This window comes from Xanthobacter aminoxidans (assembly GCF_043193615.1).
GTDB lineage: Bacteria > Pseudomonadota > Alphaproteobacteria > Rhizobiales > Xanthobacteraceae > Xanthobacter > Xanthobacter aminoxidans.
Window position 1 is genome coordinate 319,097 of sequence record NZ_JBAFUS010000003.1, and the last position, 26,228, is coordinate 345,324.

Genomic DNA, 26,228 nt, shown 5'->3' on the forward strand with positions numbered 1-26,228 from the left:
AAGGGCCACTATTTTCCACAGCCCGATTTCCGGCAAGCGCCAAAACTTCGCGGCCACATGCCGCACGGCTTTTAGTCCAGAGTTTGCCGGAATCTCGCCACGGCTATGGCCATTGCGACCAGCATCAGCACCACCAGCGCGCCCGCATCGGTGGTCAGGTCGGAGAAGCCGGACCCTTTCAGAAGGATGCCGCGCACCATCCTGAGATAATGGGTAAGCGGCAGCCCCTCGCCGATCCATTGCGCCCAGAGCGGCATGCCCGAGAACGGAAACATGAAGCCCGACAGCAGGATGGAGGGCAGGAAGAACATGAACGACATCTGCACCGCCTGGAGCTGGTTCTGCGCCAGGGTGGAGAAGGTGTAGCCGATGGACAGGTTGACGATGATGAACAGCAGCGTCGTCACTGCCAGCAGGATCGCGCTGCCCTCCAGCGGCACGCCGAAGAGAATCATCCCCGCGCCCATGATGAGGAGGGCCTGCAGGATGCCCACCAGCACGTAGGGCGTGATCTTGCCCAGCATGATCTCCACCGGGTGGATGGGCATGGAGAGCAGGCTCTCCATGGTCCCGCGCTCGATCTCGCGCGTCACCGACAGGGCGGTGAAGATCAGCATGGTCATGGTGAGGATGGTGCCGAGCAGGCCCGGCACAATGTTGAGCTGGCTGGTGCCGGCGGGGTTGTAGCGCCGGTGTTGCACAATCTCGAACGCCGCGCTGCCCGGCGCATCCACGAATCGCTCGCGCACGAGGGCCGAATTGACGACGCCGGCAAGCGCGGCCAGCGCGTTCGCCGAGCCGACGGGATCGGTGGCGTCCGCCGCCACGAGAAGCTGGGGCGTCTCCCCCCGACGCAGCGACCGCTCGAACCCGGCCGGGATCTCCACGAAGAACAGCACCTCGCCCGAGCGGATCATGTGCTCGGCATCCTCCGCGCTCTTCACCTCGCGCACGAAGGCGAAGAAGGCGGTGTTGCGCAGGGCTGCGAGGATGGCGCGGCTCACCTCGTTGTTCTCGTGGGTGAAGACCGCCGTGGGCAGGTTGCGCGGCGTGGTGTTGATGGCATAGCCGAACAGGATCAGCTGCAGCAGCGGGATCATGATCATCGTCGCGAACGTCACCCGGTCGCGGCGGAGCTGGATGAACTCCTTCACGATCATGGCGCCGACGCGCGTCAGGAAGCCGCCCCGCGCGGCGCGGGCGCTCATCGCAGCTCGTCCTTGGAGCGGCGCATCAGGTCGATGAACACGTCCTCCAGCGTCGGCGCATCGGCTCGGAACGCGAGGCGCTCGTCCGCGCGGAAGGGCGCGAGGGCCGCCTCCAGCGCCGCGCCGTCACGGCCGGAGATGTGCAGGGCCGTGCCGAAGGGCGCCACCATGTCCACCCCCGCACGCTGGGACAGGTCGCGGGCGAGGTCACGGGCGATGCGCCCGGCCTCATGCCCCGCCTCGCCCTTCACCTCCACCGTCACGGTGGTGAGGCCGGCGGCAGCGATGACGCTCTGCACCGTGCCCTGGGCGAGGAGCTTGCCATAGGCGATGTACGCAATCTCGTGGCAGCGCTCCGCCTCATCCATGTAGTGGGTGGAGACGAGGACGGTCAGCCCTTCGGCCGCAAGGTCGTGGATCTGCTCCCAGAACTCGCGCCGCGCCTGGGGATCGACGCCGGCCGTGGGCTCGTCCAAGAGGAGAAGGTCCGGACCGGGCAGGATGCAGGCGCCGAGCGCGAGGCGCTGCTTCCATCCGCCGGAGAGCGCGCCGGCAAGCTGCTTGCCACGCCCCTCAAGCCCCAGCCGCTGCAAGGCCGCGCTCGCCGCCGCCTCGGGCTGCGGCACGCCATAGAGGCGGGCGACGAACTCCAGATTCTCCCGCACCGAGAGGTCCTGATAGAGCGAGAAGCGCTGGGTCATGTAGCCCACGTGCTCGCGGATGGTGCGGGACTCGGTGAGGATGTCCATGCCGAGGCAGGTGCCCCGCCCCGCGTCCGGCGTCAGCAGCCCGCACAGCATGCGGATGGTGGTGGTCTTGCCGGAGCCGTTGGGGCCGAGGAAGCCGTAGATCTGCCCGCGCCGCACCCGCATGGTGAGATTGTCCACCACACGATGCCCGCCGAAGCTCTTGGAGAGGCCCTCCACCTCGATCACCACATCCGGATCGAGCACCGGCGCCGCCGCCGTGCTCACGGCGCGGCTCCGAGCGTCACGTTCACCGGCTGGCCGGGCTTCGCTTTGGCGGGATCGTCGGGCCGCGCTTCCACCATGTAGACGAGCTTGGAGCGCTCCTCGCGGCTGTAGATCACCGGCGGGGTATATTCAGCCTGCGCCGCGATGAAGGACACCTTTGCGGTGAACGGCGCGCAGCCGTCGCAGGTGACGGTGACCGGGGCACCGGCCTTGACCTTCGGCAATTGCGCCTCGGGCACGAAGAAGCGCACCTTCACCAGCCCCGGCGGCAGCACGGAGACGATGGGCCGGCCCTCCGGCACCATCTCGCCCGGCCGGTAATAGACGGTCTGCACCGGGCCGTCCGCCGGAGCCTTCACGCTGCGACGGTCAAGCCGGATCTGGGCCGCCGCGAGGTTCGCCTTCGCCGTCTGGGTGGCCTGCTCGGCCGCCTCGATGTCCTGGGTGCGCGCGGCGATGCGGGCGGCCGCGATGCGGCGCTGCGCCTCGTCGAGGGCGGCCTGGTTCTGGTCATACAGGTGCTGGGCGGAATCGAGGTTCGCCTGGGAGGAGGCGCCCTTGGGCACCAGCGTCTTCTGGCGATCCAGATCGATGCGGGAGAGGTCGAGGGCCGCGGCGGCGCGCCGCTCGGACGCTTCCAGCACCGCCACCTCCTCCGGCCGCTGGAGCGGCGAGCGGGCGTTGGCGAGGCGGGCCTCGGCCTCCTTGAGCTGGGCGGCGGCCGCGTCCCGGTCGGCGGTCTGGAGATCGTCCTCCACCTTCGCCAGCACCTGCCCGGCCTTCACCTGCGTCCCCTCCTCCACCAGGAGCGCGGTGACGCGCCCGGCCTCGGTGGGACCGATGAACACCAGATCCCCTTCCACATAGCCGGAGAAGCCCCCTGCCCCGTCGCCGTTGCAGCCAGCAAGGCCGAGCGCGGCGGCGAGAGCGAGGGTACGTGCGAGCATGGCGCACAATGCGGGAGCGCGTGTCACGTCTCTCTCCATCCAAGGCCACGCAGGATCATGTCGCGATGGGCGGCGAGGAACTGGCGCACGTCGAGCGGGTCGAACGCGCCGAACATGCTGTTCCACACCACCGCGACGATGGCGGGGGCGATGACGAGCTGGGGGAAGCGGGCGGGAATGTCGCTGTCGATCTCACCGCGGGCGATGCCCCGCGCGACGATGGCGCGAATGAGCGCGAGGCCGCGCACAACCACTTCCCGGTGATAATAGGCGGCCAGCTCCGGAAAGCGCGGCCCTTCAGCGATCATCAGGCGCACCAGCGCCTGCGCCGGCGTTTCCAGCACCCGCTGGGCCAGCAGCTCGATGAGCAGGTCCAGAAGCTCGCGGGTCGTCCCCGGAAACAGCGCCACCATGCCGCCGGCATCGGCGAGGACCGGCGTCAGAGTCTCCTGCACCAGCCCGCGGAACAGCGCCTCCTTGTCGGAGAAGTAGAGATAGAGCGTGCCTTTGGCGACGCCTGCCCGGCGCGCCACGTCATCCAGCCGCGTGCCGGCGAAGCCGTGGGCCGCGAACTCCGCCAGCGCCGCATCGAGGATGGAGCGGCGCCGCTCGCCCTTGTCCATGACCGGCGCGCGGCGCCGCCGGGCCTGTGGCTCGGGCGCGGTCTCGCGTGGGTCCGAAGGGCTTCGCGCCATGGGCGCCTCGCTATGACTGACGCGTCAGTCATTAGCATCGGTCGAGGGACCCGCCAAGCGCGACAGTGTCGCGTCGCGCGTGCCGGGGTGGCGGCGGCGCAACAGCCCAAAAGGATCGCAAAATCGGGAGGTATTTTGAAACCGGGCCGTTAAGGTTAACAGAAGGTTGACGGAGCCAAGCCCGGCGGCTTGAGGCATTATCTTTTTGTTAACTCCGCTCGGACCCCCGGCAATGTCGAAGCGCGTTTCGCTCCTCAGCCTTCCTCTGGCGCTGGCCGCATGGGTCGCGCTTCTGGGCGCAAGCGTCCCCGCCGCCGCGCAGGAAAATCGCGCGCAGGACGCCCGCGGGCAGCTCCGTCTCGCAAACCTCGCCGCCGCCTTCGCGCCGCGCCACCTCGCGGATGGGCGCTACACCTCCGCCCCGTCGGGCTATGTCCGTTTCTGCGCGGAGAACGGCACCGACTGCCGCGCCGCCGGTCCCCTCATGCCCGCGATCCGGCTCGATGCCGAGCACAAGGCCGAGCTTGAGCGCGTCAACCGCACCGTCAACGAGGTGGTCCAGCCCGAAACCGACCTCGACCATTACGGCGAGACCGAGCGCTGGGCCTATCCCGACGACGGTCGCGGCGATTGCGAGGACTATGTGCTCGAAAAGCGCCGCCGCCTCATCAACGCCGGCTGGCCGACTTCTGTTCTGCTCATCACGGTGGTGCGCGACCACGAGGGCGACGGCCATGCCGTGCTCACCGTCGTCACCGACAAGGGCGACCTCATCCTCGACAATCAGGAAGCCGAGATCCACACCTGGACCGACACCGGCTATCGCTTCGTCAAGCGTCAGTCGAAGGAAGATCCCTCCCAGTGGGTGTCCCTCGGCGAAACCCGGGTGCCGCCGGTGGTGGGCACCGGCCGCTGACAGCCTGACCTTCAAAGGGTCGCCTCGCCGGCTTCTGCCTCAGCGAGACGAAAACGGGCCGGAACCGACGCCGCGGTTCCGGCCCGTTTTGCATTGAAATACGGCGGACCCTCAGTCGATGCGCTTGAGGCCGGCCGCATACTGGGGCCAGCGGTGCTGGTAGCCGGCCGCCGTCGCGATCAGCCGCTCGGCCGCCGCCTCATCCAGCGTGCGGGCGACCTTGGCCGGAGCGCCGACAATGAGCGAATAGGGCTCGAAGGTCTTGCCCTCGGTGACCAGCGCCATGGAGCCGACGAGGCAGTGATCGCCGATGACCGCGCCGTTGAGCACGGTCGCGCCCATGCCCACCAGCGCCCCCTCCCCCACCGTGCAGCCATGCAGCGTCACATTATGGCCAATGGTGGCCTTGGGGCCGAGCGTCATGGGATAGCCGGGGTCGGTGTGGAGAACGCAGTTCTCCTGGATGTTCGTGCCCTCGCCAACGACGATGGGCTCATTGTCGCCGCGCAGCACCGCGCCGAACCAGATGCTCGCGCCCTCCTTCACGATCACCCGGCCGATGAGGACGGCGGTGGGGGCGATCCAGAAATTGCCGGAGGCGGGCAGCTCCGGGGCGATGCCGTCGAGGGCATAAAGCGGCATGGGGTTCCTCCAGAAGATCGGTCGGTGGCCGGCGTGGCGGCCGGGCGCGCCAGCCCCTGCCTATCGCCATCGGCGCCCGCATGCTAGAGGCGCCCAACGCCTCCCCTTCGCGCTGGCCGCGCCCAGCCGACTTGCAGAGCCCAGCCGACCGAGACCATGTCCCAGCCCCCTCCGCTCCCCCCGCCCCTCGCGAAGCTGCTCTATGACGGCTACCAGCTCCAGTTGCGCGAGCAGTATGAGGACGCGGCGCGGGCCTATCGCAAGATCCTGAAGTCCGTCCCGGACCATGCCGACGTCATCCAGCTGCTCGGCATCTGCCGCGCCCGGCAGGGCCGCGAGGCGGAGGCCATCGAGCTCTATCGCAAGGCGCTGGCGCGGCGGCCGGACGATCCCAAGCTCCATTACAATCTCGCCCTCGCTTACGGCGCGCTGAAGCGCACGGCCGAGGAAGTCGCCGCCATGGGCGAGGCCTTCGCACGCGACCCGACCCTGCCGCTCGCCGCCAACGTGCTGTTTCCCGCCCGCCGCGCCACCTGCGACTGGCGCGGCCACGCGCGGCTTCTGGAAAACCTGCGGCTCGGCGCCATCGGCCAGAGCGCGCCCTCCATTCCCTTCCTCACGCTCTATCTGGACGACCCCGCGATGCATCTCGCCGGGGCACGGCGCTGGGTCGAGGCGGAGAAGACGCCCGCGCGGCCGCTCGTTTTCGATCACTCCGCCCGGCGCGCCGCCACGGGCCCGATCCGCGTCGCCTACGTCTCGGCCGACTTCCGCATCCATCCCACCACCCACCTCATCGCCGGCCTGCTGGACCGGCACGACCGCAGCCGGTTCGAGATCACCGCCGTCTCCATCGGCCCGGACGACGGCTCGCCCGAGCGGGCGCGGGTGAAGGGGGCGGTGGACCGCTTCCTCGATGTGGAGAAGGCGAGCACCGAGGACATCGCCCGGCAGATGGCCGGGCTCGGCATCGACATCGCCGTCGACCTCATGGGCCACACCCAGGGCGAGCGCATGGCCCTGTTCGCCCATCGCCCGGCACCGGTGCAGGTGGCCTTCCTGGGCTATCCCGGCACCAGCGGAGCCAGCTTCTTCGACTACGTGATCGCCGATCCGGTGGTGCTGCCCTTCGCGGATGCGCCCTTCTACAGCGAAAAGATCGTCCAGCTGCCGCACTGCTACCAGCCGAACGATCCCGACCTGCCCGTCGCCGAGCCGCCGGGACGCGCCGCCTGCGGTCTGCCCGAAGACGCCTTCGTGTTCGTCTCCTTCAATGCTGCCTGGAAGCTTGATCCGGAAGCCTTCTCCAGCTTCGCCCGCATCCTCGCCGCCGTGCCGGGATCGGTGCTCTGGCTGCTGGAGGGGCGGGCCGGCACAGACGACAATCTGCGCCGGGAAGCCGAGCGGCGCGGGCTCGACCCGTCGCGGCTCGTCTTCGCGCCGCGCGTGCCGCTGAAGGAGCATCTCGCCCGCATCGGCCATGCGGACCTCTTCCTCGACACCTTCCCCTACACCGCCCACACCACCGCCAGCGATGCGCTGCGGCGCGGGGTGCCCATCGTGACCCGCACCGGCCGCTCCTTCGCCTCGCGGGTGGCGGACTGCCTCATGCGTCAGGTGGGCCTGGGTGATCTCGCGACGACCACGCCTGCGGCGTTCGAGGCGCTCGCCATTTCGCTCGCCCGCGATCCCGCGGCGCTTGCCGAGGTGCGCGCCCGCCTCCAGGCGGGACTGCCCGCCTCGCCGCTGTTCGCCGTGGACCTTTATGCGCGCCACATCGAGAGCGCCTACGAGACCATGGCGGCGCGGATGCGCGCCGGAGCGCCGCCCGAGGCATTTGCCGTCGCGGCGCTCTGAACAGAAAGCTCAGCCGGCGACCGGCGCGCCTTCGGCCTTCCCCTGGCCCGGATCGCACTCCGGCGCCTCGGAGAGGGGCACCCGGCCCCGGCTGTCTCCCTCCTCCCGCGCCTTGTCGGCGAGCAGCGCATATTCCAGCCGGAGGCGCTCCAGCACCTCCTCGTCCAGGTCTTCCAGGTCGAGCAGGCTCTCGCGCGGGCCATCGAGGCGGGCGATCAGCTCGTCCAGCTTGATCTGGAGCGCGGCCGTGTCGCGGTTCTGGCTGTTCTGGATCAGGAACACCATCAGGAAGGTGACGATGCTGGTGGAGGTGTTGATGACCAGTTGCCAGGTGTCGTTGAAGCCGAAGATCGGCCCGGTGAGCCCCCAGACCACCAGAACCAGCACCGCGATGATGAAGGTGACGGGCTTGCCCGCCCACCGCGACACGGCCTGCGACACGCGGGTGAAGAACGGGCGCGGGGCGCGGCCGGATTCGACCTTGCGCCGCAGTTCGCGGATGTCGTCCTGATTGCTCATGTGTGATGCCTCCGCGGGGCCGTGCAAAAACGGGACGCCGCGCACCGGATGCGTTCGTCATGGAAAGAACGCAGCGAGGGAACGAACGGCCGCGCCGGCGGTTCCGCTCATGGCTGCGCTGGCGCTTGATGGACACGCGCGCCGCCCGGAGGCTTCCATGACCGTTCAGATGATCCTGCTGCCGCTTTTCGTCCACGTGGCCCTGGTGCTCGCCGTGCTGCTGCGCGCCGTGCGCTCCACCGAGGTGACGGCGGACGGGCTGCGCGCCGGCCTTGCCGCCGTGCTGTTCTACACCCTGACCTGCCTCGCCCTGTTCACCCGCAAGGCGGACGTGGCGTTCGTGGTGCTGGCCTGGATCTTCGTGCTGCTGCGCCTCGCCGCCGCCTTCCCCCAGATGCTCTCCCCCAAGCTGCGGGCCGAGCGCGGCATCGGCGGCGTCAGCCTCGATCTTGCGAGCCTTGCCGTGCTGACCCTGATGTGGGTGCTGTTTGCGTTCGCCATCCTCCTCGCCATCTGACAGCGGGGCGGTTGACAGGCGCGCCGTGGCGTCCGAGGAGTCTCGTCCTTGCGCCCGGGGCGCCCGCACGGGTGCTCGCACTGGAACTTGCGATGACCGATCCCGCCCGCCACGTCCTCGCCTTCGGCGGCCATGACGTCCTCTTCGTCATGGCGACCAGCCAGGAATACGGAGAGCACCTGAAGGCCCGCATCGACCCGCTCATCACCGGCGTCGGCCCGGTGGAGGCGGCGGTGGAGACGGCGCGGGCGCTCGCCATCCTGCACCATCAGGGCCGCCATCCGGACCTGGTGGTGACGCTGGGGTCGGCCGGCTCGCGGCGGCTCGATCACGCGGAAGTCTATCAGGTCGCCCGGGTCGCCTATCGCGACATGGATGCCTCGGCGCTCGGCTTCGAACGCGGCAAGACGCCCTTCCTCGACGAGCCGGTGGTGGTGGAGCTGCCCCACCGCATCGCCGGCGTGCCGGAAGCCTCCCTCTCCACCGGCGGGGCCATCATCTCGGGCGCGGCCTATGATGCCATCGCCGAGGACATGGTAGACATGGAAACCTTCGCCGTGCTGCGCGCCGCCCGCCGCCACGGCGTGCCCCTCCTCGGCCTGCGCGGCATCAGCGACGGCAAGGCTGAGCTGACCGGCTATGCCGACTGGACCGAATATCTCCACATCATCGACGAGAAACTGGCCCGCGCCCTGGACCTTTTCTCCCGCCAGCTGACCGCGGAGGGGCTCGCCCCCGCCGTGAAGCAGGCCTGACCCGACAACCAGAAGAGCCACCGTGACCCCTGCCGCCCGCCTTTCCGCCGCCATCGAGATCCTCGCCGACCTCTCCGCGCGCCGCCGCCCCGCCGCCGATGCGCTGAAGGACTGGGGCCTCTCCCACCGCTTCGCCGGATCGGGCGACCGCGCGGCCATCGCCGGCATCCTCTACGACACCCTGCGCCGGCGCGCCTCCGCCGCCCATGTGATGGGATCGGAGGAGCCGCGTGCCCTGGTGTTCGGCATGCTGGCGCTCATGCGCGGCCTTTCGGTGGATGATATCGCGGCGCTCGCCGATGGCGGACGCTTCGCCCCGGCGCCCCTCTCGGAGGCCGAGCGCGCCCGCCTCGCGGACTCAAGCCTCGAGGGCGCGGCGCCCTTCGTGCGCGGCGACTATCCCCAGTGGCTGCACGCCTCGCTGCGGCATGTGTTCGGCGAGAGCGTGATCGAGGAAGGCGCGGCGCTGGCCGCACGCGCCCCGCTGGATCTGCGCATAAACACGCTGAAGGGCGAGCCCGAGGCGGTGAAGGCGGAACTCTCCCACCTTCACCCCGAGCCCTGCCGCTTCTCGCCCCTTGCCCTGCGCATCAGGCTTGATTCCGAGGGCAAGGCGCCGCCGGTTTCCGCCGAGCCCGCCTTCCTGCGCGGCGAGGTGGAAGTGCAGGATGAGGGCTCCCAGCTCGCCGCCATCCTCGCCCGCCCCATCCCCGGAAGCCAGGTGCTGGACCTGTGCGCCGGCGCCGGCGGCAAGACGCTGGAATTCGCCGCGCTGATGGACAACAAGGGCCAGATCTACGCCCACGACAGCGACATCCGCCGCCTGAAGCCCATGCACGAACGCCTCGCCCGCGCCGGCGTGCGCAATGTGCAGGTGCGGAGCCCGCGCGGCGCCGAGGACGTGCTGCACGACCTCGAAGGCAAGATGGACCTCGTCCTTGTGGACGCCCCCTGCACCGGCACCGGCACCTGGCGGCGCAACCCCGACGCCAAATGGCGCGTGCGCCCCGGCGCGCTGGCCCAGCGCACCGCCGAACAGGCCAAGATCCTGGAACAGGCCGCCCATTATGTCCGCCCCGGCGGCCGCCTGGCCTACGTCACCTGCTCGCTTCTGGACGAGGAGAACGGCGCCCAGGTGCGCGCCCTCCTCAACAAGCGGGAGGATTTCTCCCCCGTCGCCCCCACCGAGGCCGTTCTGGCGCTGGGCGCCTCCGGCCCCGCGCTGGCGGAAGCGGCACTGGCCAGCCGCGAGGGCCTGCTGATGACCCCGCGCCGTACCGGCACGGACGGCTTCTTCGTGAGCGTGATGAAGCGGGCGGGGTGAGGCGGGGGCATTAGAATTCCAGGATCATTTGACCCTCAACGCCCGGATACTGCGCTTCTGGCTTAGCTCTCCATTCAAACTCGACTGAAACTCCGATCTGTAGGTGATCCGCGACTTGTACGATAGCTCGCCAAGCCGCATTGGCATCTTGGCCTTGAACCGAAAAATTACCTCCCGGAACGTAGCGATAACCTTCATCACTCTTTGCTCCTTCGATCAGGTTAACGTTTACGATCCGTCGGAGTTCGGAAAGTGCCCCTAAGCGCGTTAACGCCAGACGTAGGACAAACTCCATAAGACCGTTCCATGTAGGGTTTGGAATCGGCAGGTTATGGGTACTTGCTGCTGTCATCTTCGTGTGCGTTAGGCTGGGCGGATTCCTGGGATCAAACCTCCTACGAGCGGAAGCTCCGGCTTCATTAGAATGGGTTACGCTGGAGGGGCCAGTGCCGCCTCTTTCCCAAGCCAGAAGTAGCTTGACGATCACAGTTTCGGGCGTGGTGTCGACAAATGGCTCGGCAACAGCCTGTAGCCGACGGTATGTTTCGTCTGAGATCGAAATCGAAACCGGCATCGCTTGCAGCCCATCCCTCTGTAATTCACGCATAAGCCATACGCCGTATAACGTCAAGACAGTCGAAGGCGGGGTGAACTTTCAGCGCAAGCGGGGCGTTGTCCGCGCGTATGCCACTGCGCTGAAAGGACAGGCCATGGGTCTCATCCGCCTGCTGCTCCTCGTGGTCGTCCTCGTCGGCGGCTACTGGGCCTATTATGTCTATGCCTCCGGCGAGCCCTATGACGAGATCGGCACCGCCATCAATTCCCGCCTCCCCGAACAGGCCCGTTCATTCGGCTGTGCCGAGCTGAAGCGCCGGCATTCCGGCGCCGTGAACCCGCCCACCGGTTGCGAGCCGTTCTGGACGCGCATCTGACCCGCGCCGCGCGCTCATACGAGCCCTGCGCGGCGCTTGACTTTTGGAATCGGCGCTTTGCGGTTAAAGGAGGTGCGAAACTCGCCCTCTGGCCCAAGGCTTGCCCCAATGAATGCAGCGCCCGCCGCGCCCGCCACCTCCCAGGACACCGTCCTCATCATCGATTTCGGCAGCCAGGTGACGCAGCTCATCGCCCGCCGGGTCCGCGAGGACGGGGTCTATTCCGAGGTGGTGCCGTTCCAGAAGGCGGAGGAGGCCGTTGCCCGCCTCAAGCCCAAGGCCATCATCCTCTCCGGCGGCCCGGCCTCGGTGATCGAGGGGCAGAGCCCCAAGGCGCCGGATGCGGCGTTCGCGGCGGGCGTGCCGGTTCTGGGCATCTGCTACGGCGAGCAGTGCATGGCGGCGCAGCTCGGCGGCGCGGTGGAGGCGGGCCACCACCGCGAGTTCGGCCGTGCCGAGGTGACGGTCCAGAAGTCCGTGCCCCTGTTCGACGGCGTCTGGCGCCCCGGCGAGCGCCACACCGTGTGGATGAGCCACGGCGACCGCGTGACCCGCCTGCCCGAGGGCTTCGAGGTGGTGGCCACCTCCGAGAACGCCCCCTTCGCCGCCATCGCCGACGTGTCGCGCAATTATTACGGCGTGCAGTTCCATCCCGAGGTCGTGCATACGCCGGACGGCGCGCGCCTTCTCTCCAATTTCGTGCGCAAGGTGGCGGGCCTCGAAGGCACCTGGACCATGGGCGCCTTCCGCGAGCGCGCCATCGCCCGCATCCGCGAGCAGGTGGGCACGGGCCGGGTCATCTGCGGCCTCTCCGGTGGGGTGGATTCCTCCGTCGCGGCCGTGCTGATCCACGAGGCCATCGGCGACCAGCTCACCTGCGTGTTCGTGGACCACGGCCTGATGCGCCAGGCCGAGGCGGACGAGGTGGTCTCCCTCTTCCGCGGCCACTACAACATCCCCCTCGTCCATGTGAACGCCGCCGACCTGTTCCTGAAGGAACTGGAGGGCGTTGAAGACCCGGAAGTGAAGCGCAAGACCATCGGCCGGCTCTTCATCGACGTGTTCGACGCCGAAGCCAAGAAGGTGGGCGGCGCCGATTTCCTCGCCCAGGGCACGCTCTATCCGGATGTGATCGAAAGCGTTTCCTTCGCCGGCGGCCCGTCCGTCACCATCAAGAGCCACCACAATGTGGGCGGGCTGCCCGACCGCATGAACATGAAGCTGGTGGAGCCCCTGCGCGACCTGTTCAAGGACGAGGTGCGCGCGCTCGGCCGCGAGCTCGGCCTGCCGGAGAGCTTCGTCGGCCGCCACCCCTTCCCCGGCCCCGGCCTCGCCATCCGCTGCCCCGGCGCGGTCACGCAGGAGAAGCTCGACATCCTGCGCAAGGCCGACGCCATCTATCTCGAAGAAATCCGTTACGCCGGCCTCTACGACGTGATCTGGCAGGCCTTCGCCGTGCTCCTGCCCGTGCGCACCGTGGGCGTGATGGGCGACGGCCGCACGTACGACCACGTCCTGGCCCTGCGCGCCGTCACCTCGGTGGATGGCATGACCGCCGATTTCTACCCCTTCGACATGACCTTCCTCGGCCGCACCGCCACCCGCATCATCAACGAGGTGAAGGGCGTCAACCGCGTGGTCTACGACGTGACGTCGAAGCCCCCGGGGACCATCGAGTGGGAATGAAATGATGTGGTTCGCGGCGTTTCGCGAACTATCGCAACATCATCATAACTAGCTGAAATAAAACAAAAAATCAAGCGTTCACTATCGGAGCCTATCGCCTTGAAGCGATGGGCTCTGACGGTGCGCGCGACGGTATGCGTTTTTCGCTGTCAGCCGGATTTTTGCTCTACCGTCAGGGAAAAAACTGAAGCAGCTCACCGAAAACCAAGTTAGTGCGCTGTTTTATAAGGATTATTATCGTTGATTGACGGTATCGGATTTGACGGTAAAATTGGGGCTCAAAAAGGCGCTTTGGATCGTCAACGAGGCCGTCCCCATGCTCACCGACATGGCCATCAAGAGGCTGAAACCAAAAGATAAATTATACAAGGTGGCCGACCGTGACGGTATGTACGTTTCCGTCGCCACGACAGGCCAAATCACCTTCCGGTACGACTACCGTTTGAACGGTCGCCGGGAGACGCTGACGATCGGCCGTTATGGCGCCGATGGCCTCACGCTGGCCGAAGCCCGCGAGCGCTGCATCGCGGCCCGCAAGCACGTGGCGGAGGGGCTTTCTCCCGCGCACGAGAAACAGCGCGACAAACGGCGCAAGGCCATGGAGCGCAGCTTCGGTGCGGTGAGCGCCTTATGGATCAAGGAAGCGCGGATGGCGGAAAGCACCCGCTCCATGCGCAAGGCGATCCTCGATCGCGACATTCTCCCTGCCTGGAAGAACCGCCTTCTGACCGAGGTGACGCCGGATGATCTGCGCCAGCTCTGCGCCAAGGTGAAGGAGCGCGGCGCGCCAGCGACCGCCATACACGCCCGCGACATCGTCAAACAGATCTTCGCCTTCGCCATCCTGCACGGCGAGAAGGTGCCGAACCCGGCCGACGAAGTGGGGCCTGCCTCGATCGCGACCTTCCAGCCGAAGGACCGGGCGCTGTCGCCGGCCGAGATCAAGATCATGCTCCAGCAGATCGAGCACGTGCCGACGCTGCCAACCATACGTCTCGGCCTGCGCCTGATCCTGCTCACCATGGTGCGCAAGAGCGAGTTGCAGGACGCGGTCTGGGACGAGGTCGACTTCGAGAACGCCGTCTGGACCATCCCGAAGGAGCGTATGAAGCGGTCGAAGGCGCACAACGTCTATCTGTCGCAACAGTCGCTCGACATCCTCATCGCCTTGAAGACCTGCGCCGGCAACTCACGTTACCTCCTGCCGTCCCGCTATGACGCCGATGCCCCCATGTCGCGCGCGACGTTCAATCGTGTGACCACGGCCGTCGTAGCGCGAGCGAAGAAGGAGGGGCTGCCGCTGGAGCCCTTCACGGTCCACGACCTCCGCCGGACTGGCTCGACGCTCCTGAACGAGATGGGCTTCAACAGCGACTGGATCGAAAAATGCCTCGCCCACGAGGACGGTCGCTCATCGCGCGGCGTCTACAACAAGGCGGAATATGAACCACAGCGCCGGCACATGCTCCAGGAATGGGCTGACATGGTCGATGCCTGGGTGAACGGAGTGAAGCGCGCGCCGGCGCTGTTGCCGCCGTCGATGGCGTTTATGGTGAGGGAAGCGGCACCCTGATCGTAGACAACGCAGTAGCGACCGATGCCTCGACAGCTTCTGATTTCCCGGGCCGGCCCTGCAGAAACAGATGGAATCGATCCGGCCTGAGCAAGCGGTTGACCCTCTCCAACCCTCTTCGCGGGGCGAGGCGGACCTGTGGCGATCAGCAAAGCTGAGCCTAAATCAGCCACCTGTTCCAAATGATCACCAAAGAACATAGACTGCAAACAGCTCTTGAGTGAATTTCTCCTTCGCCATCGCGAGGTGAGCAAACGGAGGGGCTGAAGTAATTAAGCTATTGCTCCGGGGGGAGAACGTGCTCATCAAATTCATTGAGATTGCGAACTTTCGTAAACTACTGTCGGTGCGAATCGACCTCGCTGAGAAGCAGACGTTGTTCGTCGGTGCCAACAACAGTGGCAAGAGCTCGGCAATGCTTGCATTGCGGCGCTTCCTCGTACCGCGACGCTGTCCGTTCGAAATTTATGACGTTACGCTATGTCATTGGCCGGCGATTGATCGGATAGGCCGGAGTTGGATCGACGCGAAGCGGACCGATGAAGTAGTCGAGCTCACACTTGAGACGTGGCTATCGCTGCTCCCCACGCTCGATCTCTGGTTCGACGTAGATCCCGGGGAGATGCACCACGTTCGCGACCTGATTCCGACGCTGGATTGGGAAGGCGGTCTGCTCGGGGTGCGACTCCGCTACGAGCCAAGCAATCTTGGTGATCTCTATAAGGATTTCTTGGCTGCGGTTGCCGATGCCGAGGCACTGCGCGCCGCTGCGACGCAGGCGCATGCCGAGAAGATTGCTGCCGAGGGTCAGGAGAGGCCGGAGCCCAAGCTCACGCTATGGCCGTCGACACTTGTCGATTACTTGAGTCGGCGGCTGGCCAAGAGCTTCACCATCCGCGCATTCACCCTCGATCCCGCGCAGCTCCAAGCTCCGCTCAATGGCCAGGCGCGCCCGCAATCGCTGCCCGCCGCTTCACTCAGCCTTGAGGGCGAACCGCTGAAGGGGCTGGTGCGCATCCACGATATTCCGGCGCAGCGCGGGTTCGGCGAGGAAGCGCCGAGCGATGAGGACGAGGAGGCGCCGGCCGGATCGTCCGGCAGTCGGCTCTCCGATCAGCTGCGCAGCTATTACTCCAAGCACCTCGATCCGACTAAGGTACCGGATGTCAAGGATTTGGGGGCGCTGCAGGCGATCGAAGCGGCGCAAGACGCTTTCGATCAAAAGCTTACGGAGAGCTTTGAAGCTGCGTTCAGCGAGGTCGAGGGCATGGGCTATCCCGGCGTCACCGACCCTAAGCCCAAGGTATCGACTCGGCTAAAGGCGATCGACGGGCTCAACCACTCCTCGGCGGTGACCTTCGTGGTCGACGTGACGCCAGCAGAGGGCGAAGCGGTGGTGCCGGTGCTGCGCTTACCCGAAAACAACAACGGGCTCGGCTATCAGAACCTCATCTCGATGATCTTCCGACTGATGAGCTTCCGGGATTCGTGGATGCGTGTGGGAAAAGCCGCGATCACCAATCCCGCTGCCGTGATAGAGCCGCTGCACCTCGTCCTAGTCGAGGAGCCCGAGGCGCATCTCCACGCGCAGGTGCAGCAGGTGTTCATCAACAAAGCCTACGAAGTACTTCGCGCCCATCCAGATCTCAGAGACACCAAACTGCGGCGCAGCCAACTCGTGGTCAGTACGCATTCGAGCCATGTCGCGCATGAGGTATCGTTCGAATGTTTGCGCTACTTCCGGCGCCTGCCCGCCGGCATGGTGTCGCGGATACCAGTCTCCACGGTTATCAATCTCTCGGAGGTGTTCGGTGCGGGCAACGAGACGGCCCGGTTCGTGACGCGCTACTTGCGCGCGCAACACGCCGACCTGTTCTTCGCGGATGCCGCCATCCTGGTCGAAGGGCCGGCCGAACGTATGATCGTTCCCAACTTTATTCGCCACAAATTTGAGGCACTCAGCAAGAGCTACATCACCCTGCTTGAGATCGGCGGCAGCCATGCCCATCGCCTTCGTCCGCTGATCGAACATCTTGGTCTGCTCACGCTGATCATCACCGATCTCGACAGCCAAGCGTCCGGAACGACCACATCGGCACCGCCCAGACCGGGTGAGGGACAGAGCACCAACAACACAACGCTTCGACAATGGGTGCCGGCGCGAACCAGCGTCGACGCGTTATGGGAAGCCACGCCGGCGGAGCGAACACTCGAACCCGCAGGTGATCCGCTGTTCGCAGTGCGCGCCGCTTATCAGTTGCCGGTCGATGTGACGCTTCCGGGCGCCGCCACGAGTGAGACTGCCTATCCCTATACGTTCGAGGATGCGCTCGCATTTGAGAACCTTTCCTTCTTCGCTGCGCTTCCGGGGACCGGGCTGGTCGCCAAGTTCCGCGACGCGATCGCTGCGGGGGGCGGCGCGACCACGGTTGGCGCGGCGATGTTCACGGCACTCAAAACCGGGAAGAAGGCTGAGTTCGCTCTCGACGTACTTGATGCCGAGATGTTCGAAACCCTGAGCGTGCCGCGCTATATCAACGAAGGTCTGACCTGGTTGCAGGAGCGACTCAAGAAGAAACAGATCGAGATATTGCCGGCCAAAGAGGGAGTGGCCGCATGACCAGCGCGAATGCCGACGATTTGTTTGATGCGAAGGCGGACGAGACTATTCGCACCTGTCTGGATGTTGCCGCGCCACGCAGCTTCTTCCTCTACGCGGGTGCTGGTTCTGGCAAGACCCGGTCGCTGGTCCAGGCAGTACGTGACCTGTGCGAGCGCCAAGGCCGCGAGCTGAAACTGACCGGTCAGAAGGTCGCGATCATCACCTATACCAATGCCGCTTGCGACGAGATCGTGCAGCGGCTCGAATTCGATCCGCGGGTCGACGTTTCTACCATCCACGCTTTCGCGTGGTCGCTGATACGCGGCCATGACGACGACATTCGCAAGTGGCTCGACACAAACCTGCTCGCCGAGATTGCCGATCTCGAGGAGAAGCAGGCGAAAGGTCGGTCGGGCAAAGCTGCGATTGAGCGTGCGCAGTCGATCGAGAGCAAGACACGGCGCCGTGATGGCCTCCCAACGATAGCGAGGTTCATCTACAGCCCAACCGGAGACAATCGTACGCGCGATTCGCTCAATCACGCCGAGGTTATTGCCATGACCGCGGCGTTTCTGAACGCAAAGCCGGGCCTGCGCCGGCTCCTGATTGCCAGCTATCCGATCCTTTTGATCGACGAGAGCCAGGACACCGCAAGACGCCTTATGGACGCGCTGCTCGACGTCCAGGCGGCTTTCCCAGCACAGTTCTGCTTGGGACTATTCGGCGACACCATGCAGCGCATTTACGCTGATGGTAAGGTCGGCCTCGCCGAGGCAATTCCTGAAACCTGGGCAAAGCCGCGCAAGGCGATGAACCACCGCTGTCCCAAGCGCGTGATTGCGCTCATAAACAAGATCCGCTCCGACGACGACAAACAGGAGCAGCAGGCGCGCAGTGACGCTCCCGAGGGGACCGTTCGGCTGTTCCTCGCGCCAGAAACTGTCGGCAACAAGAGGGATGTCGAAGCGACAGCGGCAACGAAAATGGCCGAGCTGACTGGCGATGAGGCTTGGCTCCCCGACCGCGACGGGGTGAAGATGCTCGCCCTTGAACATCTAATGTCGGCGCGCCGTTTCGGGTTCGAACATTTCTTTGGGTCGCTTTACGCCTACGAACCGATGCGCACGGGGTTGCTCGACGGCACGGGCCGCGGTCTGGGCTTCTTCACCCGCGAGTTGCTCCCGCTGGCGAACGCGCTGGCGGCGGGCGACCGTTTCGCGACCGCAGCGGCGATCCGCCGGACCTCACCGTTGCTGGATCGCCAGCGGTTGGCGGACGCTGGAGATAAGCAGCAAGCGGAGCTTGAACGCGCGAAGGTTGCGTGTGATGGCCTCAAGGTGTTGCTGCTGGCGGAGAACCCGCCGACCCTACGCGCCGTACTGCGCTACGTGGCCGCGACAGAGCTTTTTGTTATTCCCGAGGTGCTGCAACCGTTCGTTCCCGAGGTGCTCGCGGATGCGGCGACCGAGCCGGAAGATGATGCGAGCACCGAGGCGGGTGCTTGGCGTCGGGCGCTCGACGCACCTTTCCCCGAGATCGAAAAATATGATCGCTATGTCCGTGGCGTGTCGCAGTTTGATACCCATCAAGGTGTGAAGGGGCGCGAGTTCCCGCGTGTTATGGTGGTGATCAGCGACGATGAAGCACGTGGCTTCCTGTTCAGTTACGGCAAGCTCATGGGGACCAAAGAGAAGACCAAGACCGACCTCGAAAATGAGGCAGCGGGTAACGACACCAGCATCGCCCGCACTCGTCGTCTCTTCTACGTGACCTGCAGCCGAGCGGAGGAGAGCCTCGCCATCGTCTATTATTCCGACGATCCCGGCTTGGCGCGCACCGCGCTCCTTGAGCGTGGCTGGTTCGCCGATGACGAGATCGAGATTGTTGCCGCCTGAAGGGTGGTCGCGGACAGTACTGAAGGTGTAATCGGATGAATTCGATGCGCTCAGTCGGCAGTAACTCTCAGGGACGCCGGTGAGCTACCTAAGTGTGGCTTATGGCGCCGTGTTATCGGTCATGCCGCTGAAGCGATGATTTCACTGGTCGCGCACGCCGTTGACGAACATCTGGCGGAGATGCTTTGCGCACGATGTCCGCATCCGATGCGCGGCGCCGTTCATCGAGCCAGGTCTCAACTTCGGCCAAATCCCACACCACGCAACGCGGAGTCAGAAAAAAGCGCTTTGGGAACTCGCCGCGCTGTTCCATCTCGTAGATCGTCGTGTCGGCGAGCGGCACGATTTTGCGAAGCTCCGGGCGACGGATCACGCGCTTGAACAGGGCAGCGGGCGGCTGAAACCGCTTGGAGCCGCTCTCGACAGGCTCGTTGGCGGGTAGCTGCACGGTGTCGGAGGCCAAGGCCGGATCTTCTTGTGAAGTAAGCTGTTCGTGTTTCATGTCGATCGCCCTCGATCGCAGTGGAATGACTGCGACCAAGGTGACGCGCACTGCCTGCGTATTGAAGACTCCAGAGGTGGGCGTGCGGAAATCGGCGGCCATCGCGAAAGAAACGGAAGGTGAGCGCGGGCGACTCCACGACCCTTGCTACCGGAGGTCCGGATTTGTCGTTTCTTCGAGTGTGCGCTGCCTGTGGCCTTCGATCTTCCCCTCTCGAAAAGCTCCGGTAACGCTGGCCGCCGCCGCGGCGCGGTCAAGCCCGGCCCGCACCAGACCGAGTAGGGCCTGACCGCGCCGCTCGATTGCGCCGGCCGAACGCCTCCTCGCCCTCGATCGGAGGGTGACATCGAAGGGAGGCCGACATGGCCGCAGCGCTCATCACCAACGAACTCTATGCCCGGCTTCTCGCCAATGGAGCTCGCAGCGCCGCCGGCGAGGACATCGATCCGCGCCCCGTCGTCAAGCTCTTCACACCGGACGCCGGCGCCACCTGGCTTCTTACCGAAGCCGATCCCGAAGACCCCGACCGCCTATTTGGCCTCTGCGATCTCGGCCTTGGCGAACCTGAGCTCGGCTATGTCAGCCTTGCCGAAATCCGCTCGCTTCGCGGACGGCTCCGGCTTCCGGTCGAGCGTGACCTCTTCTTCACGGCCGAGCATTCCTTGAGCTGGTACACTCAGCGCGCCCGTCAATCCGGCAGGATCGTCACCGACTGACGATCGCAACCGCGCCCCGCCTTCGAGCGGGGCGCTTCGTCGTGCCCATGAGGAAAGACGGCGATCAGGATGCTCGGCTCTCAGGTTCTACGGCTTTGCGCATCCTGATCCGGTCATCATTCCCGGCGCTCGCTTTCGCTCGCGCCGGTCGGGTGCTTGGGGGCGCTGCCCCCTGGCGCGGCGCAAGGGATCGCTGACGCTCGGCCGGGATGGTTTCCCCCGCCTTCCGCGCGGATGCGTGCTTCACACTCGCCCTAACAGTTCCGATCCGCTTGTGCAGGCCGGGTGATCCCCCTCCGTCCCGGCTGCCCTTGCACCTTGCACCCCCCGGTCTCGGCGACGGCCAGGGTTGCAGCGCAGCGCTGCGCTCCAACCCAAGCCAAAGGATCAAAACCATGACCGACACCATCGAAACGACCGCCACAGTTTTCGAGGCTTCCGCGATTGAGAACGGCGCGGTGCTGTTCGTGCCGTTGAACAAGTTGAAGAAGTCGCCCCGAAACGCCCGCAAGACCCCGCACAGCGAAGCCCATATCGAGGCGCTGGCGGCCAGCATCGCCGCCAAGGGGATGCTGCAAAATCTGGTGGTGGCGCCGGAAACGAACACGGACGGCGAACTGACCGGCTTCTATTTTGTCACCATCGGCGAAGGCCGCAGGCTGGCGCAGATGCTGCGCGTGAAGCGCAAGCAGATTAAGAAGTCTGAACCGATCCGCTGCGTTCTGGATACCGAGAACGATGCGATAGAGATCAGCCTCGACGAGAACGTCACCCGCGAGGCGATGCACCCCGCCGACCAGTTCGAGCGTTTCCGCGAGCTGGCGGAAAATCGCGGATGGGGCGCGGAGGAGATCGCCGCCCGGTTCGGCGTGACCGCTCATGTCGTCAGGCAGCGGCTTCGCCTCGGTGCCGTCAGCCCGAAGCTGATGCAGGTCTATCGGGACGGCGGCTTGTCGCTGGACCAGTTGATGGCCTTCGCGATCACCGAAGACCATGACCGGCAGGAGCAGGTCTACGAGAACCTGTCGTGGAACCGCGAGCCTTCGATCATCCGGCGCGACCTGACCAGGATGAATGTCGCGGCGGCGGACCGGCGCGCGATCTTCGTCGGGGCGGACGCTTATGCCGAGGCAGGCGGCACCATCATCCGCGACCTATTTACGGAGGACCGGGGCGGCTATTTCGAGGACGCCGCGCTGCTGGATCGGCTCGTCATGGACAAGTTGGAAGGCATCGCCGCCGAGGTACAGGCAGTCGAGGGATGGAAGTGGGCTTCCGTCCACATCGACTTCCCCCACGCGCACGGGATGCGCCGCAGCTATCCACATCCGGTGGACCTGTCGGAGGAAGACGCTACAGCCTACGGCGCGGCACAGCAGGACTACGACTGCCTGTCGTCGGAATGCGAGGGTTACGAAGAACTGCCGGATGAGGCGGATCGGCGGTTCGGCGAGCTTGAAGCGGAGATCGAGCGGATCGACGCCAAGCGCCACGCCTATGACACCGACGAAATCGCGCGAGGTGGTGTGTTCGTCATTCTGAACCACGATGGCACGGCCCGTATCGAACGCGGTTTCATCCGGGCCGAGGACGAGGCTCCGAAATCGACGGACGTGGAGGAGGCGACCATCACGGAAGATGGCGAAATCGTCGGGGACGAGGGAAGCGGCGAGGATGCCGAACCACAGCCGGACGACGAGGAGGAGGCCGAGGATGCGGGCAAGCCGCTTTCGGACCTTCTCATCCGCGACCTGACCGCCCATCGCACCCTTGGTTTGCGGCTCATCCTTGGCGAGCAGCCGGACATGGCGCTGATCGCCGTGGTTCATGCGCTGGCGGCGCAGACTTTCTATCGTGGCGGGGAAGCCTCCTGCCTCGAAATCCGGTTGACCAGCGCTTCTCTCGCTTCCCACGCGGATGGGATCGACGATACGCCCGTCGCCAAGGCGCTGGCGGATCGTCATGCCGGATGGGCGTCGGACATGCCGCGCGGCGTGGCGGACCTGTGGGGCTTCGTCGCCGGTCTGGACCAGGCGAGCGTCATGGCCTTGCTCGCCCATTGCGCCGCGCTGACCGTCAATGGGGTGAGGATACCGTGGGAGCAGAAGCCGAATGCCCGCGCGACGGTGGAGACGCTAGCGAGCGCGGTGGCGCTGGACATGGCGGCGCACTGGACCCCGACCGTGCAGACCTATCTCGGTCGCGTCACCAAGGCGCACATTCTCGCCGCCGTGCGGGAGGCCGTCAGCGATGAAGCGGGAGAACGGATCGCGGGCTTGAAGAAGACGGAGATGGCGCAGGCTGCCGAGCAGCTTCTGGCTGGAACCGGCTGGTTGCCGCCCGTACTGCGCACTGCAAGGCCCGCGTCGCTGGACGCGGAGCCGGAAATGTTCGTCCAAGCCGCTGAGTGAGGACCGGGCCGGGATCGCTTATGCGGTCCCGGCCTTCCTGCCTCTCACAACCTGAAAAATCTCGGTCGCGCGGGGTGATCCCCCACGCGACCGACCGATGACCGCCACGGCCATCGGCTTAGGAGGATGGTACGATGATCGCGCTCATGGTGATGATCGTCGCGTTGGTCTCCGGTCTCTGCGTCTTGGCATATGCGCTCGCCGTCTATGCGCTGCCCTTCATGCTCGGCGTAGAAGCGGCGCGTCTGGCCTACGCCTCCGGCTCCGGCCCAATTGGCGCGGGTTTGGTCGGGCTTGTCGCGGGTGTTGCTGGCTACGGCCTGCTGGCAATCCTGGTCATGACGATGCGTCCGCCAATCCTGCGCCTTGCTATGGCGCTGATCTTCGCCGCGCCCGCCACTGTTGCAGGTTACGCGCTGATCCACGGCATCGCGCGCGAGGCGGTGCCGTCCGAAATTTGGCGCGAGATATTCTGCCTGATTGGCGGCGGCATCACAGGCCTCTCGGCGCTGGTGCGGCTCGCGGCAACCGCTTCGGCAATTCACCATGGCGAATGAAAATTACAGCAACTCGCGTTACCATCGTTGGGCATGGCAGACCATCGAATGAAAGTGCCGTCCCGTGTTGAAGAACCTGTTGGACCTCACCAAACCAGATCCTTACTTTGCAGGAACCGTCGGTTTTGTCGGCTGCACGCACCAAGACCTGCACCGGGATATGACTGCGTTTGAACTTCCGACAGCAATTCCCGACTCCGTTCGGCGATCACACGATGCTGTTAGGCACGCCTACATCTACGCCTATTTCTCATATGATCTGCTGACCTTGGCAGCGAGCCAGACGTTTCCTTGCCTTGAACTGGCCTTGCGCGAACGCATCGGACACCAGTTCGCCGGGAGGGTGGACAAGAGAGGAAGGCCCCGCCCGGCAATGCTCGACGAGTTACTGAAAGCCGCCAAAGAGCAAAACCTGATTTCCTCAGAAATCGAATACCTGAGCAAAATGCGCAATATGTTCGCTCACGGGAGCGAAACCGTGTTGAACCCGCCCATGTTCCTGACCACTTTCGAGATTGTTACCGATGTCATTCGGGAACTCTACTGCGGCCCATAGGCAAGGCATTCCGTCGAGTCATCGTGTTCGATCTGGCGTTGCCCTGCGGGCCGCGCTCTCGGCTGCGCCGGAACCACGCCGATAGGCGCGTTTCCGCCATCCGGCTTCGATCGCTAACGCTAGCGACGGCGGCGGATCGCATGATGCCCCGCACGCGGCAACGGGCGGATGCGCTCCGCCTCAGTGGCCGTTGCCGTGGGAACGAGTTTGCTCGTCCCTTACGGTTCGCCTCGGCCCGCACCAGCGGATCGGGCCGAGCCTGTTTCAGCCCGCTTGACCGCCAGATTGGCAGGCCGGGGCGGGCAAGGTTCTTCAGCCGCTCCATCTGGAGGCGCGGACGATCCAAGATATGTGACCATGCGCTATGCCCATACGATCGGGACGGGCCAGCCGACGATTCCGGAATCAGGGGACAGCCGTTCCGCAGGCTCCCTCCGCCGGTCTTGACCCGCTGACGGCAACGGATCGCATCATGTCTTTGTCGTTTTGCAGAGCCACGCCCACGGCGTCCTCGAATGGATTGGGTCTGACCGAAGACCGGCTGCGCCTCGATCATCTTCCCGCAACGTCCGTCGCCAGCTTTTTTCCGCCGCCTTCGGCTTTGCATCGCGAGGCAAAAAAGCCATCGCCGGCCGCCTTCCACCGCGTTTCAGCCTTTCAGGTGCGGGGCTGATCGTCCCCGGTCGCACGACCACCATCGAGGTCGCGATAGGCGCGGCCCGAGCAACGGAGACACGACAATGGCGACCATCGGCACCTTCACCAAGACCGCAAACAGCGACATCACCGGCACGGTCAAGACCCTGACCCTCAACGTCAAGGCCAAGTTCATCCCCACCGAGGGCGACAGCGGGCGCGGCCCGGACTATCGGATCTTCGCCGGCACCACCGAGTTCGGCGCGGCGTGGAAGAAAACCGCCCGCGAGACCGGCCGCGAATATCTTTCGGTCAAGCTGGACGACCCGAGCTTTCCGGCTCCGATCTACGCCAGCCTGGTCGAGGACGAGGGCGGCGAAACCCACAACCTCATCTGGTCCCGCCGCAACGGCGACTGAAATCTGACTCTTCACGAAGCCCCGCTCGGCGAGCGGGGCTTCGTCGTGCTCATCGCCGCCTTTCAGACAATACGGCAATCAGGATGTGCGGTTTTCAGGTTCAGCGGCTTTGCACATCCCGATCAGATCCTCTTGCCCGGCACCCGCTTGCGCTCTTGCCGGGCGGGTTTGGCTAAGGGCTCCGCCCCCGCGCGGTGCAAGGGATCGCTGACGCTCGTCCGGGCCGGTATCCCCGGCCTTCCTTCATTTCATTGCGTGCAGGCCGGGTGATCCCCCTCCGGCCCAACCGCCCGTGCACCTTGCTACCCCGGTCTCGGCGACGGCCAGGGTTGCAGCGCAGCGCTGCGCTCCAACCCAAGCCCACGGAGACAGATCATGTATCACCATCTCGCCACCCGGTTCGGCCGCAATTCTCACCAGATCAGCGGGCGCGAGGCGCTCGACAATGAGGCCCTTCACCGTCATGTTCCTTCGGTGTTCGCGCGTGAGGCGCACGACAGCCGATCCGAGCGTTACGTCTATGTCCCCACGATCGAGATCGTGGAAGGGTTGCGCCGGGAAGGATGGTTTCCGTTCTTCGCCGTGCAGGCCGTTCCGCGCGACGGCACCCGCCATGGCCATGCCAAGCACATGCTGCGCCTGCGCCGTGACGACGGGATTGGCAAGTCGGAAGCAGCGGAAGTCATCATCGTCAACAGCCACGACGGGACCAGCGCCTATCAGATGTTTGCCGGGGTGCTCCGCTTCGTCTGCACCAACAGCATGATTGCGGGCGAGCGGTTCGAGGAGGTCCGGGTGCCTCACAAGGGTGGTATTCAGGATCAGATTATCGAGGGCGTCTACACCGTTGCGGAAGACTTTCCGCGCCTGATCGATGCGACCGAAGCCATGAAGGAGACCCGGCTTTCGCGGGACGAGCAGCAGGTCTTGGCCGAGGCGAGCCTTGTCGCGCGCTACGGTGAGGAGGAAAGCCCGGTTCGCCCGGATCAGATCATTGCCCCGCGCCGCCGCGAGGATGTCGGGCAAAACCTGTGGCAGACCTTCAACGTCATTCAGGAAAACCTCATTCGGGGTGGGCTGGATGGGCGACGGCAGACTACGGATGGACGCATCCGCCATAGCCGGACACGACCGATCAACGGCATCGATCAGAATATCGGGCTGAACCGCGCGCTGTGGACGTTGGCCGACGGAATGCGGCGGCTGAAGGGCGCCTGACACCCCGCAGAGCCGTGGAGCCGGAAACCCGGCTTCACGGTTTTGCGCAGAAGCGTGGATCAGATTTCGTGCCAATCCGTCTTTGCGGATCGGCGGGTTTCCGTGGAGGAGGAAATGCGCGGCTCGCCGGGCTTGGCCCGGCTCGCGAAAGAACTTCAAAAACGATCCGAA

General features: G+C 65.5%; 24 protein-coding genes. 16 read left to right on the forward strand and 8 right to left on the reverse strand.

Annotation, left to right across the window (positions count from 1 at the left end; genetic code table 11):
• Window positions 1–71 precede the first annotated feature (71 nt).
• From V5F74_RS16590 to V5F74_RS16605, 4 genes are read right to left on the reverse strand one after another with little or no spacing between them, the layout of a single operon-like run.
• Window positions 72–1,208 carry an ABC transporter permease gene (locus V5F74_RS16590; RefSeq protein WP_394009263.1) on the reverse strand — a complete coding sequence of 379 codons (1,137 nt, stop codon included), beginning with the start codon at window positions 1,206–1,208 and terminating at the stop codon, window positions 72–74.
• Window positions 1,205–2,182, reverse strand: a complete 978-nt coding sequence (locus V5F74_RS16595; RefSeq protein WP_394009265.1) for an ABC transporter ATP-binding protein — start codon at window positions 2,180–2,182, stop codon at window positions 1,205–1,207. Before V5F74_RS16595 ends, V5F74_RS16590 begins: the two co-directional genes overlap by 4 nt.
• Window positions 2,179–3,156: an HlyD family secretion protein gene (locus V5F74_RS16600; RefSeq protein WP_029557077.1), complete on the reverse strand. Its 978-nt coding sequence runs from the start codon at window positions 3,154–3,156 to the stop codon at window positions 2,179–2,181. The genes V5F74_RS16595 and V5F74_RS16600 overlap by 4 nt, the downstream gene beginning before the upstream one ends.
• Complete coding sequence (locus tag V5F74_RS16605) at window positions 3,153–3,824, reverse strand: TetR/AcrR family transcriptional regulator (protein ID WP_029557076.1); 672 nt, start codon at window positions 3,822–3,824, stop codon at window positions 3,153–3,155. The genes V5F74_RS16600 and V5F74_RS16605 overlap by 4 nt, the downstream gene beginning before the upstream one ends.
• 232 nt (window positions 3,825–4,056) lie before the next feature.
• Here V5F74_RS16605 and V5F74_RS16610 point away from each other — a divergent pair, with 232 nt between their 5' ends.
• Window positions 4,057–4,740: a transglutaminase-like cysteine peptidase gene (locus V5F74_RS16610; protein ID WP_029557075.1), complete on the forward strand. Its 684-nt coding sequence runs from the start codon at window positions 4,057–4,059 to the stop codon at window positions 4,738–4,740.
• 111 nt (window positions 4,741–4,851) lie between these two features.
• Here the strand turns inward: V5F74_RS16610 and V5F74_RS16615 are convergent, their stop codons facing one another.
• A complete protein-coding gene (locus V5F74_RS16615) occupies window positions 4,852–5,382 on the reverse strand; it encodes a gamma carbonic anhydrase family protein (protein ID WP_024277444.1) in 531 nt (176 codons plus the stop codon).
• 156 nt (window positions 5,383–5,538) lie between these two features.
• On the opposite strand from V5F74_RS16615, the gene V5F74_RS16620 reads away from it, so the two are divergent.
• A complete protein-coding gene (locus V5F74_RS16620; protein WP_051679012.1) occupies window positions 5,539–7,239 on the forward strand; it encodes an O-linked N-acetylglucosamine transferase, SPINDLY family protein in 1,701 nt (566 codons plus the stop codon).
• A 9-nt stretch (window positions 7,240–7,248) separates the two neighbouring features.
• On the opposite strand, the gene V5F74_RS16625 is transcribed toward V5F74_RS16620, so the two are convergent.
• The gene (locus V5F74_RS16625; RefSeq protein ID WP_051679011.1) at window positions 7,249–7,758 is read right to left on the reverse strand and encodes a low affinity iron permease family protein; all 510 of its coding nucleotides are present in this window, start codon (window positions 7,756–7,758) and stop codon (window positions 7,249–7,251) included.
• Window positions 7,759–7,915: 157 nt separating this feature from the next.
• On the opposite strand from V5F74_RS16625, the gene V5F74_RS16630 reads away from it, so the two are divergent.
• The 3 genes from V5F74_RS16630 to V5F74_RS16640 all read left to right on the forward strand — a co-directional run bounded on the left by V5F74_RS16630 (window position 7,916) and on the right by V5F74_RS16640 (window position 10,354).
• Window positions 7,916–8,275, forward strand: coding sequence for a hypothetical protein (locus tag V5F74_RS16630; RefSeq protein WP_029557072.1), 360 nt, complete (start codon window positions 7,916–7,918; stop codon window positions 8,273–8,275).
• 92 nt (window positions 8,276–8,367) lie between these two features.
• Window positions 8,368–9,030: a 5'-methylthioadenosine/S-adenosylhomocysteine nucleosidase gene (locus V5F74_RS16635; RefSeq protein WP_029557071.1), complete on the forward strand. Its 663-nt coding sequence runs from the start codon at window positions 8,368–8,370 to the stop codon at window positions 9,028–9,030.
• A gap of 22 nt (window positions 9,031–9,052) precedes the next feature.
• Complete coding sequence (locus V5F74_RS16640; protein ID WP_394009269.1) at window positions 9,053–10,354, forward strand: RsmB/NOP family class I SAM-dependent RNA methyltransferase; 1,302 nt, start codon at window positions 9,053–9,055, stop codon at window positions 10,352–10,354.
• Window positions 10,355–10,364: 10 nt separating this feature from the next.
• Here V5F74_RS16640 and V5F74_RS16645 read toward each other — a convergent pair whose 3' ends face one another.
• Complete coding sequence (locus V5F74_RS16645; protein ID WP_394009271.1) at window positions 10,365–10,961, reverse strand: T4SS efffector SepA family protein; 597 nt, start codon at window positions 10,959–10,961, stop codon at window positions 10,365–10,367.
• A 103-nt stretch (window positions 10,962–11,064) separates the two neighbouring features.
• On the opposite strand from V5F74_RS16645, the gene V5F74_RS16650 reads away from it, so the two are divergent.
• The 5 genes from V5F74_RS16650 (at window position 11,065) to V5F74_RS16670 (ending at window position 19,042) form a co-directional block, all read left to right on the forward strand.
• Window positions 11,065–11,286 (forward strand): hypothetical protein, encoded by a 222-nt coding sequence (locus V5F74_RS16650; protein WP_029557069.1) that lies wholly within the window; start codon window positions 11,065–11,067, stop codon window positions 11,284–11,286.
• 108 nt (window positions 11,287–11,394) lie between these two features.
• Complete coding sequence (gene guaA, locus V5F74_RS16655; protein ID WP_029557068.1) at window positions 11,395–12,972, forward strand: glutamine-hydrolyzing GMP synthase; 1,578 nt, start codon at window positions 11,395–11,397, stop codon at window positions 12,970–12,972.
• A 316-nt stretch (window positions 12,973–13,288) separates the two neighbouring features.
• Window positions 13,289–14,545 (forward strand): tyrosine-type recombinase/integrase, encoded by a 1,257-nt coding sequence (locus V5F74_RS16660; protein ID WP_394009656.1) that lies wholly within the window; start codon window positions 13,289–13,291, stop codon window positions 14,543–14,545.
• Window positions 14,546–14,843: 298 nt separating this feature from the next.
• Window positions 14,844–17,165 (forward strand): AAA family ATPase, encoded by a 2,322-nt coding sequence (locus tag V5F74_RS16665; protein ID WP_394009273.1) that lies wholly within the window; start codon window positions 14,844–14,846, stop codon window positions 17,163–17,165.
• Complete coding sequence (locus V5F74_RS16670) at window positions 17,162–19,042, forward strand: UvrD-helicase domain-containing protein (RefSeq protein WP_394009275.1); 1,881 nt, start codon at window positions 17,162–17,164, stop codon at window positions 19,040–19,042. The genes V5F74_RS16665 and V5F74_RS16670 overlap by 4 nt, the downstream gene beginning before the upstream one ends.
• A gap of 112 nt (window positions 19,043–19,154) precedes the next feature.
• On the opposite strand, the gene V5F74_RS16675 is transcribed toward V5F74_RS16670, so the two are convergent.
• Window positions 19,155–19,544, reverse strand: coding sequence for a helix-turn-helix transcriptional regulator (locus tag V5F74_RS16675; protein ID WP_449361629.1), 390 nt, complete (start codon window positions 19,542–19,544; stop codon window positions 19,155–19,157).
• A 362-nt stretch (window positions 19,545–19,906) separates the two neighbouring features.
• On the opposite strand from V5F74_RS16675, the gene V5F74_RS16680 reads away from it, so the two are divergent.
• From V5F74_RS16680 to V5F74_RS16705, 6 genes are all read left to right on the forward strand, one after another.
• Window positions 19,907–20,260 carry a DUF2958 domain-containing protein gene (locus V5F74_RS16680; protein ID WP_394009277.1) on the forward strand — a complete coding sequence of 118 codons (354 nt, stop codon included), beginning with the start codon at window positions 19,907–19,909 and terminating at the stop codon, window positions 20,258–20,260.
• Window positions 20,261–20,655: 395 nt separating this feature from the next.
• On the forward strand, window positions 20,656–22,671 hold the full coding sequence (locus tag V5F74_RS16685) for a ParB/RepB/Spo0J family partition protein (RefSeq protein WP_394009279.1): 2,016 nt from the start codon (window positions 20,656–20,658) through the stop codon (window positions 22,669–22,671).
• A gap of 134 nt (window positions 22,672–22,805) precedes the next feature.
• Entirely contained in the window at window positions 22,806–23,228 is a 423-nt protein-coding gene (locus V5F74_RS16690; protein WP_394009281.1) for a hypothetical protein, read from the forward strand.
• A 64-nt stretch (window positions 23,229–23,292) separates the two neighbouring features.
• On the forward strand, window positions 23,293–23,784 hold the full coding sequence (locus V5F74_RS16695; protein ID WP_394009283.1) for a hypothetical protein: 492 nt from the start codon (window positions 23,293–23,295) through the stop codon (window positions 23,782–23,784).
• Between the two features lie 740 nt (window positions 23,785–24,524).
• Window positions 24,525–24,839: a DUF736 domain-containing protein gene (locus tag V5F74_RS16700; protein ID WP_394009285.1), complete on the forward strand. Its 315-nt coding sequence runs from the start codon at window positions 24,525–24,527 to the stop codon at window positions 24,837–24,839.
• 375 nt (window positions 24,840–25,214) lie between these two features.
• Window positions 25,215–26,057: a DUF932 domain-containing protein gene (locus V5F74_RS16705; protein WP_394009286.1), complete on the forward strand. Its 843-nt coding sequence runs from the start codon at window positions 25,215–25,217 to the stop codon at window positions 26,055–26,057.
• Window positions 26,058–26,228 lie beyond the last annotated feature (171 nt).

Bases quoted from the DNA above. Each gene is read 5' to 3' on its own strand.
- V5F74_RS16590 (WP_394009263.1), bottom strand. From the start codon at position 1,208: ATGAGCGCCCGCGCCGCGCGGGGCGGCTTCCTGACGCGCGTCGGCGCC.
- V5F74_RS16605 (WP_029557076.1), bottom strand. From the start codon at position 3,824: ATGGCGCGAAGCCCTTCGGACCCACGCGAGACCGCGCCCGAGCCACAG.
- V5F74_RS16610 (WP_029557075.1), top strand. From the start codon at position 4,057: ATGTCGAAGCGCGTTTCGCTCCTCAGCCTTCCTCTGGCGCTGGCCGCA.
- V5F74_RS16615 (WP_024277444.1), bottom strand. From the start codon at position 5,382: ATGCCGCTTTATGCCCTCGACGGCATCGCCCCGGAGCTGCCCGCCTCC.
- V5F74_RS16620 (WP_051679012.1), top strand. From the start codon at position 5,539: ATGTCCCAGCCCCCTCCGCTCCCCCCGCCCCTCGCGAAGCTGCTCTAT.
- V5F74_RS16625 (WP_051679011.1), bottom strand. From the start codon at position 7,758: ATGAGCAATCAGGACGACATCCGCGAACTGCGGCGCAAGGTCGAATCC.
- V5F74_RS16630 (WP_029557072.1), top strand. From the start codon at position 7,916: ATGACCGTTCAGATGATCCTGCTGCCGCTTTTCGTCCACGTGGCCCTG.
- V5F74_RS16635 (WP_029557071.1), top strand. From the start codon at position 8,368: ATGACCGATCCCGCCCGCCACGTCCTCGCCTTCGGCGGCCATGACGTC.
- V5F74_RS16645 (WP_394009271.1), bottom strand. From the start codon at position 10,961: ATGCGTGAATTACAGAGGGATGGGCTGCAAGCGATGCCGGTTTCGATT.
- V5F74_RS16650 (WP_029557069.1), top strand. From the start codon at position 11,065: ATGGGTCTCATCCGCCTGCTGCTCCTCGTGGTCGTCCTCGTCGGCGGC.
- guaA (WP_029557068.1), top strand. From the start codon at position 11,395: ATGAATGCAGCGCCCGCCGCGCCCGCCACCTCCCAGGACACCGTCCTC.
- V5F74_RS16660 (WP_394009656.1), top strand. From the start codon at position 13,289: ATGCTCACCGACATGGCCATCAAGAGGCTGAAACCAAAAGATAAATTA.
- V5F74_RS16670 (WP_394009275.1), top strand. From the start codon at position 17,162: ATGACCAGCGCGAATGCCGACGATTTGTTTGATGCGAAGGCGGACGAG.
- V5F74_RS16675 (WP_449361629.1), bottom strand. From the start codon at position 19,544: ATGAAACACGAACAGCTTACTTCACAAGAAGATCCGGCCTTGGCCTCC.
- V5F74_RS16680 (WP_394009277.1), top strand. From the start codon at position 19,907: ATGGCCGCAGCGCTCATCACCAACGAACTCTATGCCCGGCTTCTCGCC.
- V5F74_RS16685 (WP_394009279.1), top strand. From the start codon at position 20,656: ATGACCGACACCATCGAAACGACCGCCACAGTTTTCGAGGCTTCCGCG.
- V5F74_RS16690 (WP_394009281.1), top strand. From the start codon at position 22,806: ATGATCGCGCTCATGGTGATGATCGTCGCGTTGGTCTCCGGTCTCTGC.
- V5F74_RS16700 (WP_394009285.1), top strand. From the start codon at position 24,525: ATGGCGACCATCGGCACCTTCACCAAGACCGCAAACAGCGACATCACC.
- V5F74_RS16705 (WP_394009286.1), top strand. From the start codon at position 25,215: ATGTATCACCATCTCGCCACCCGGTTCGGCCGCAATTCTCACCAGATC.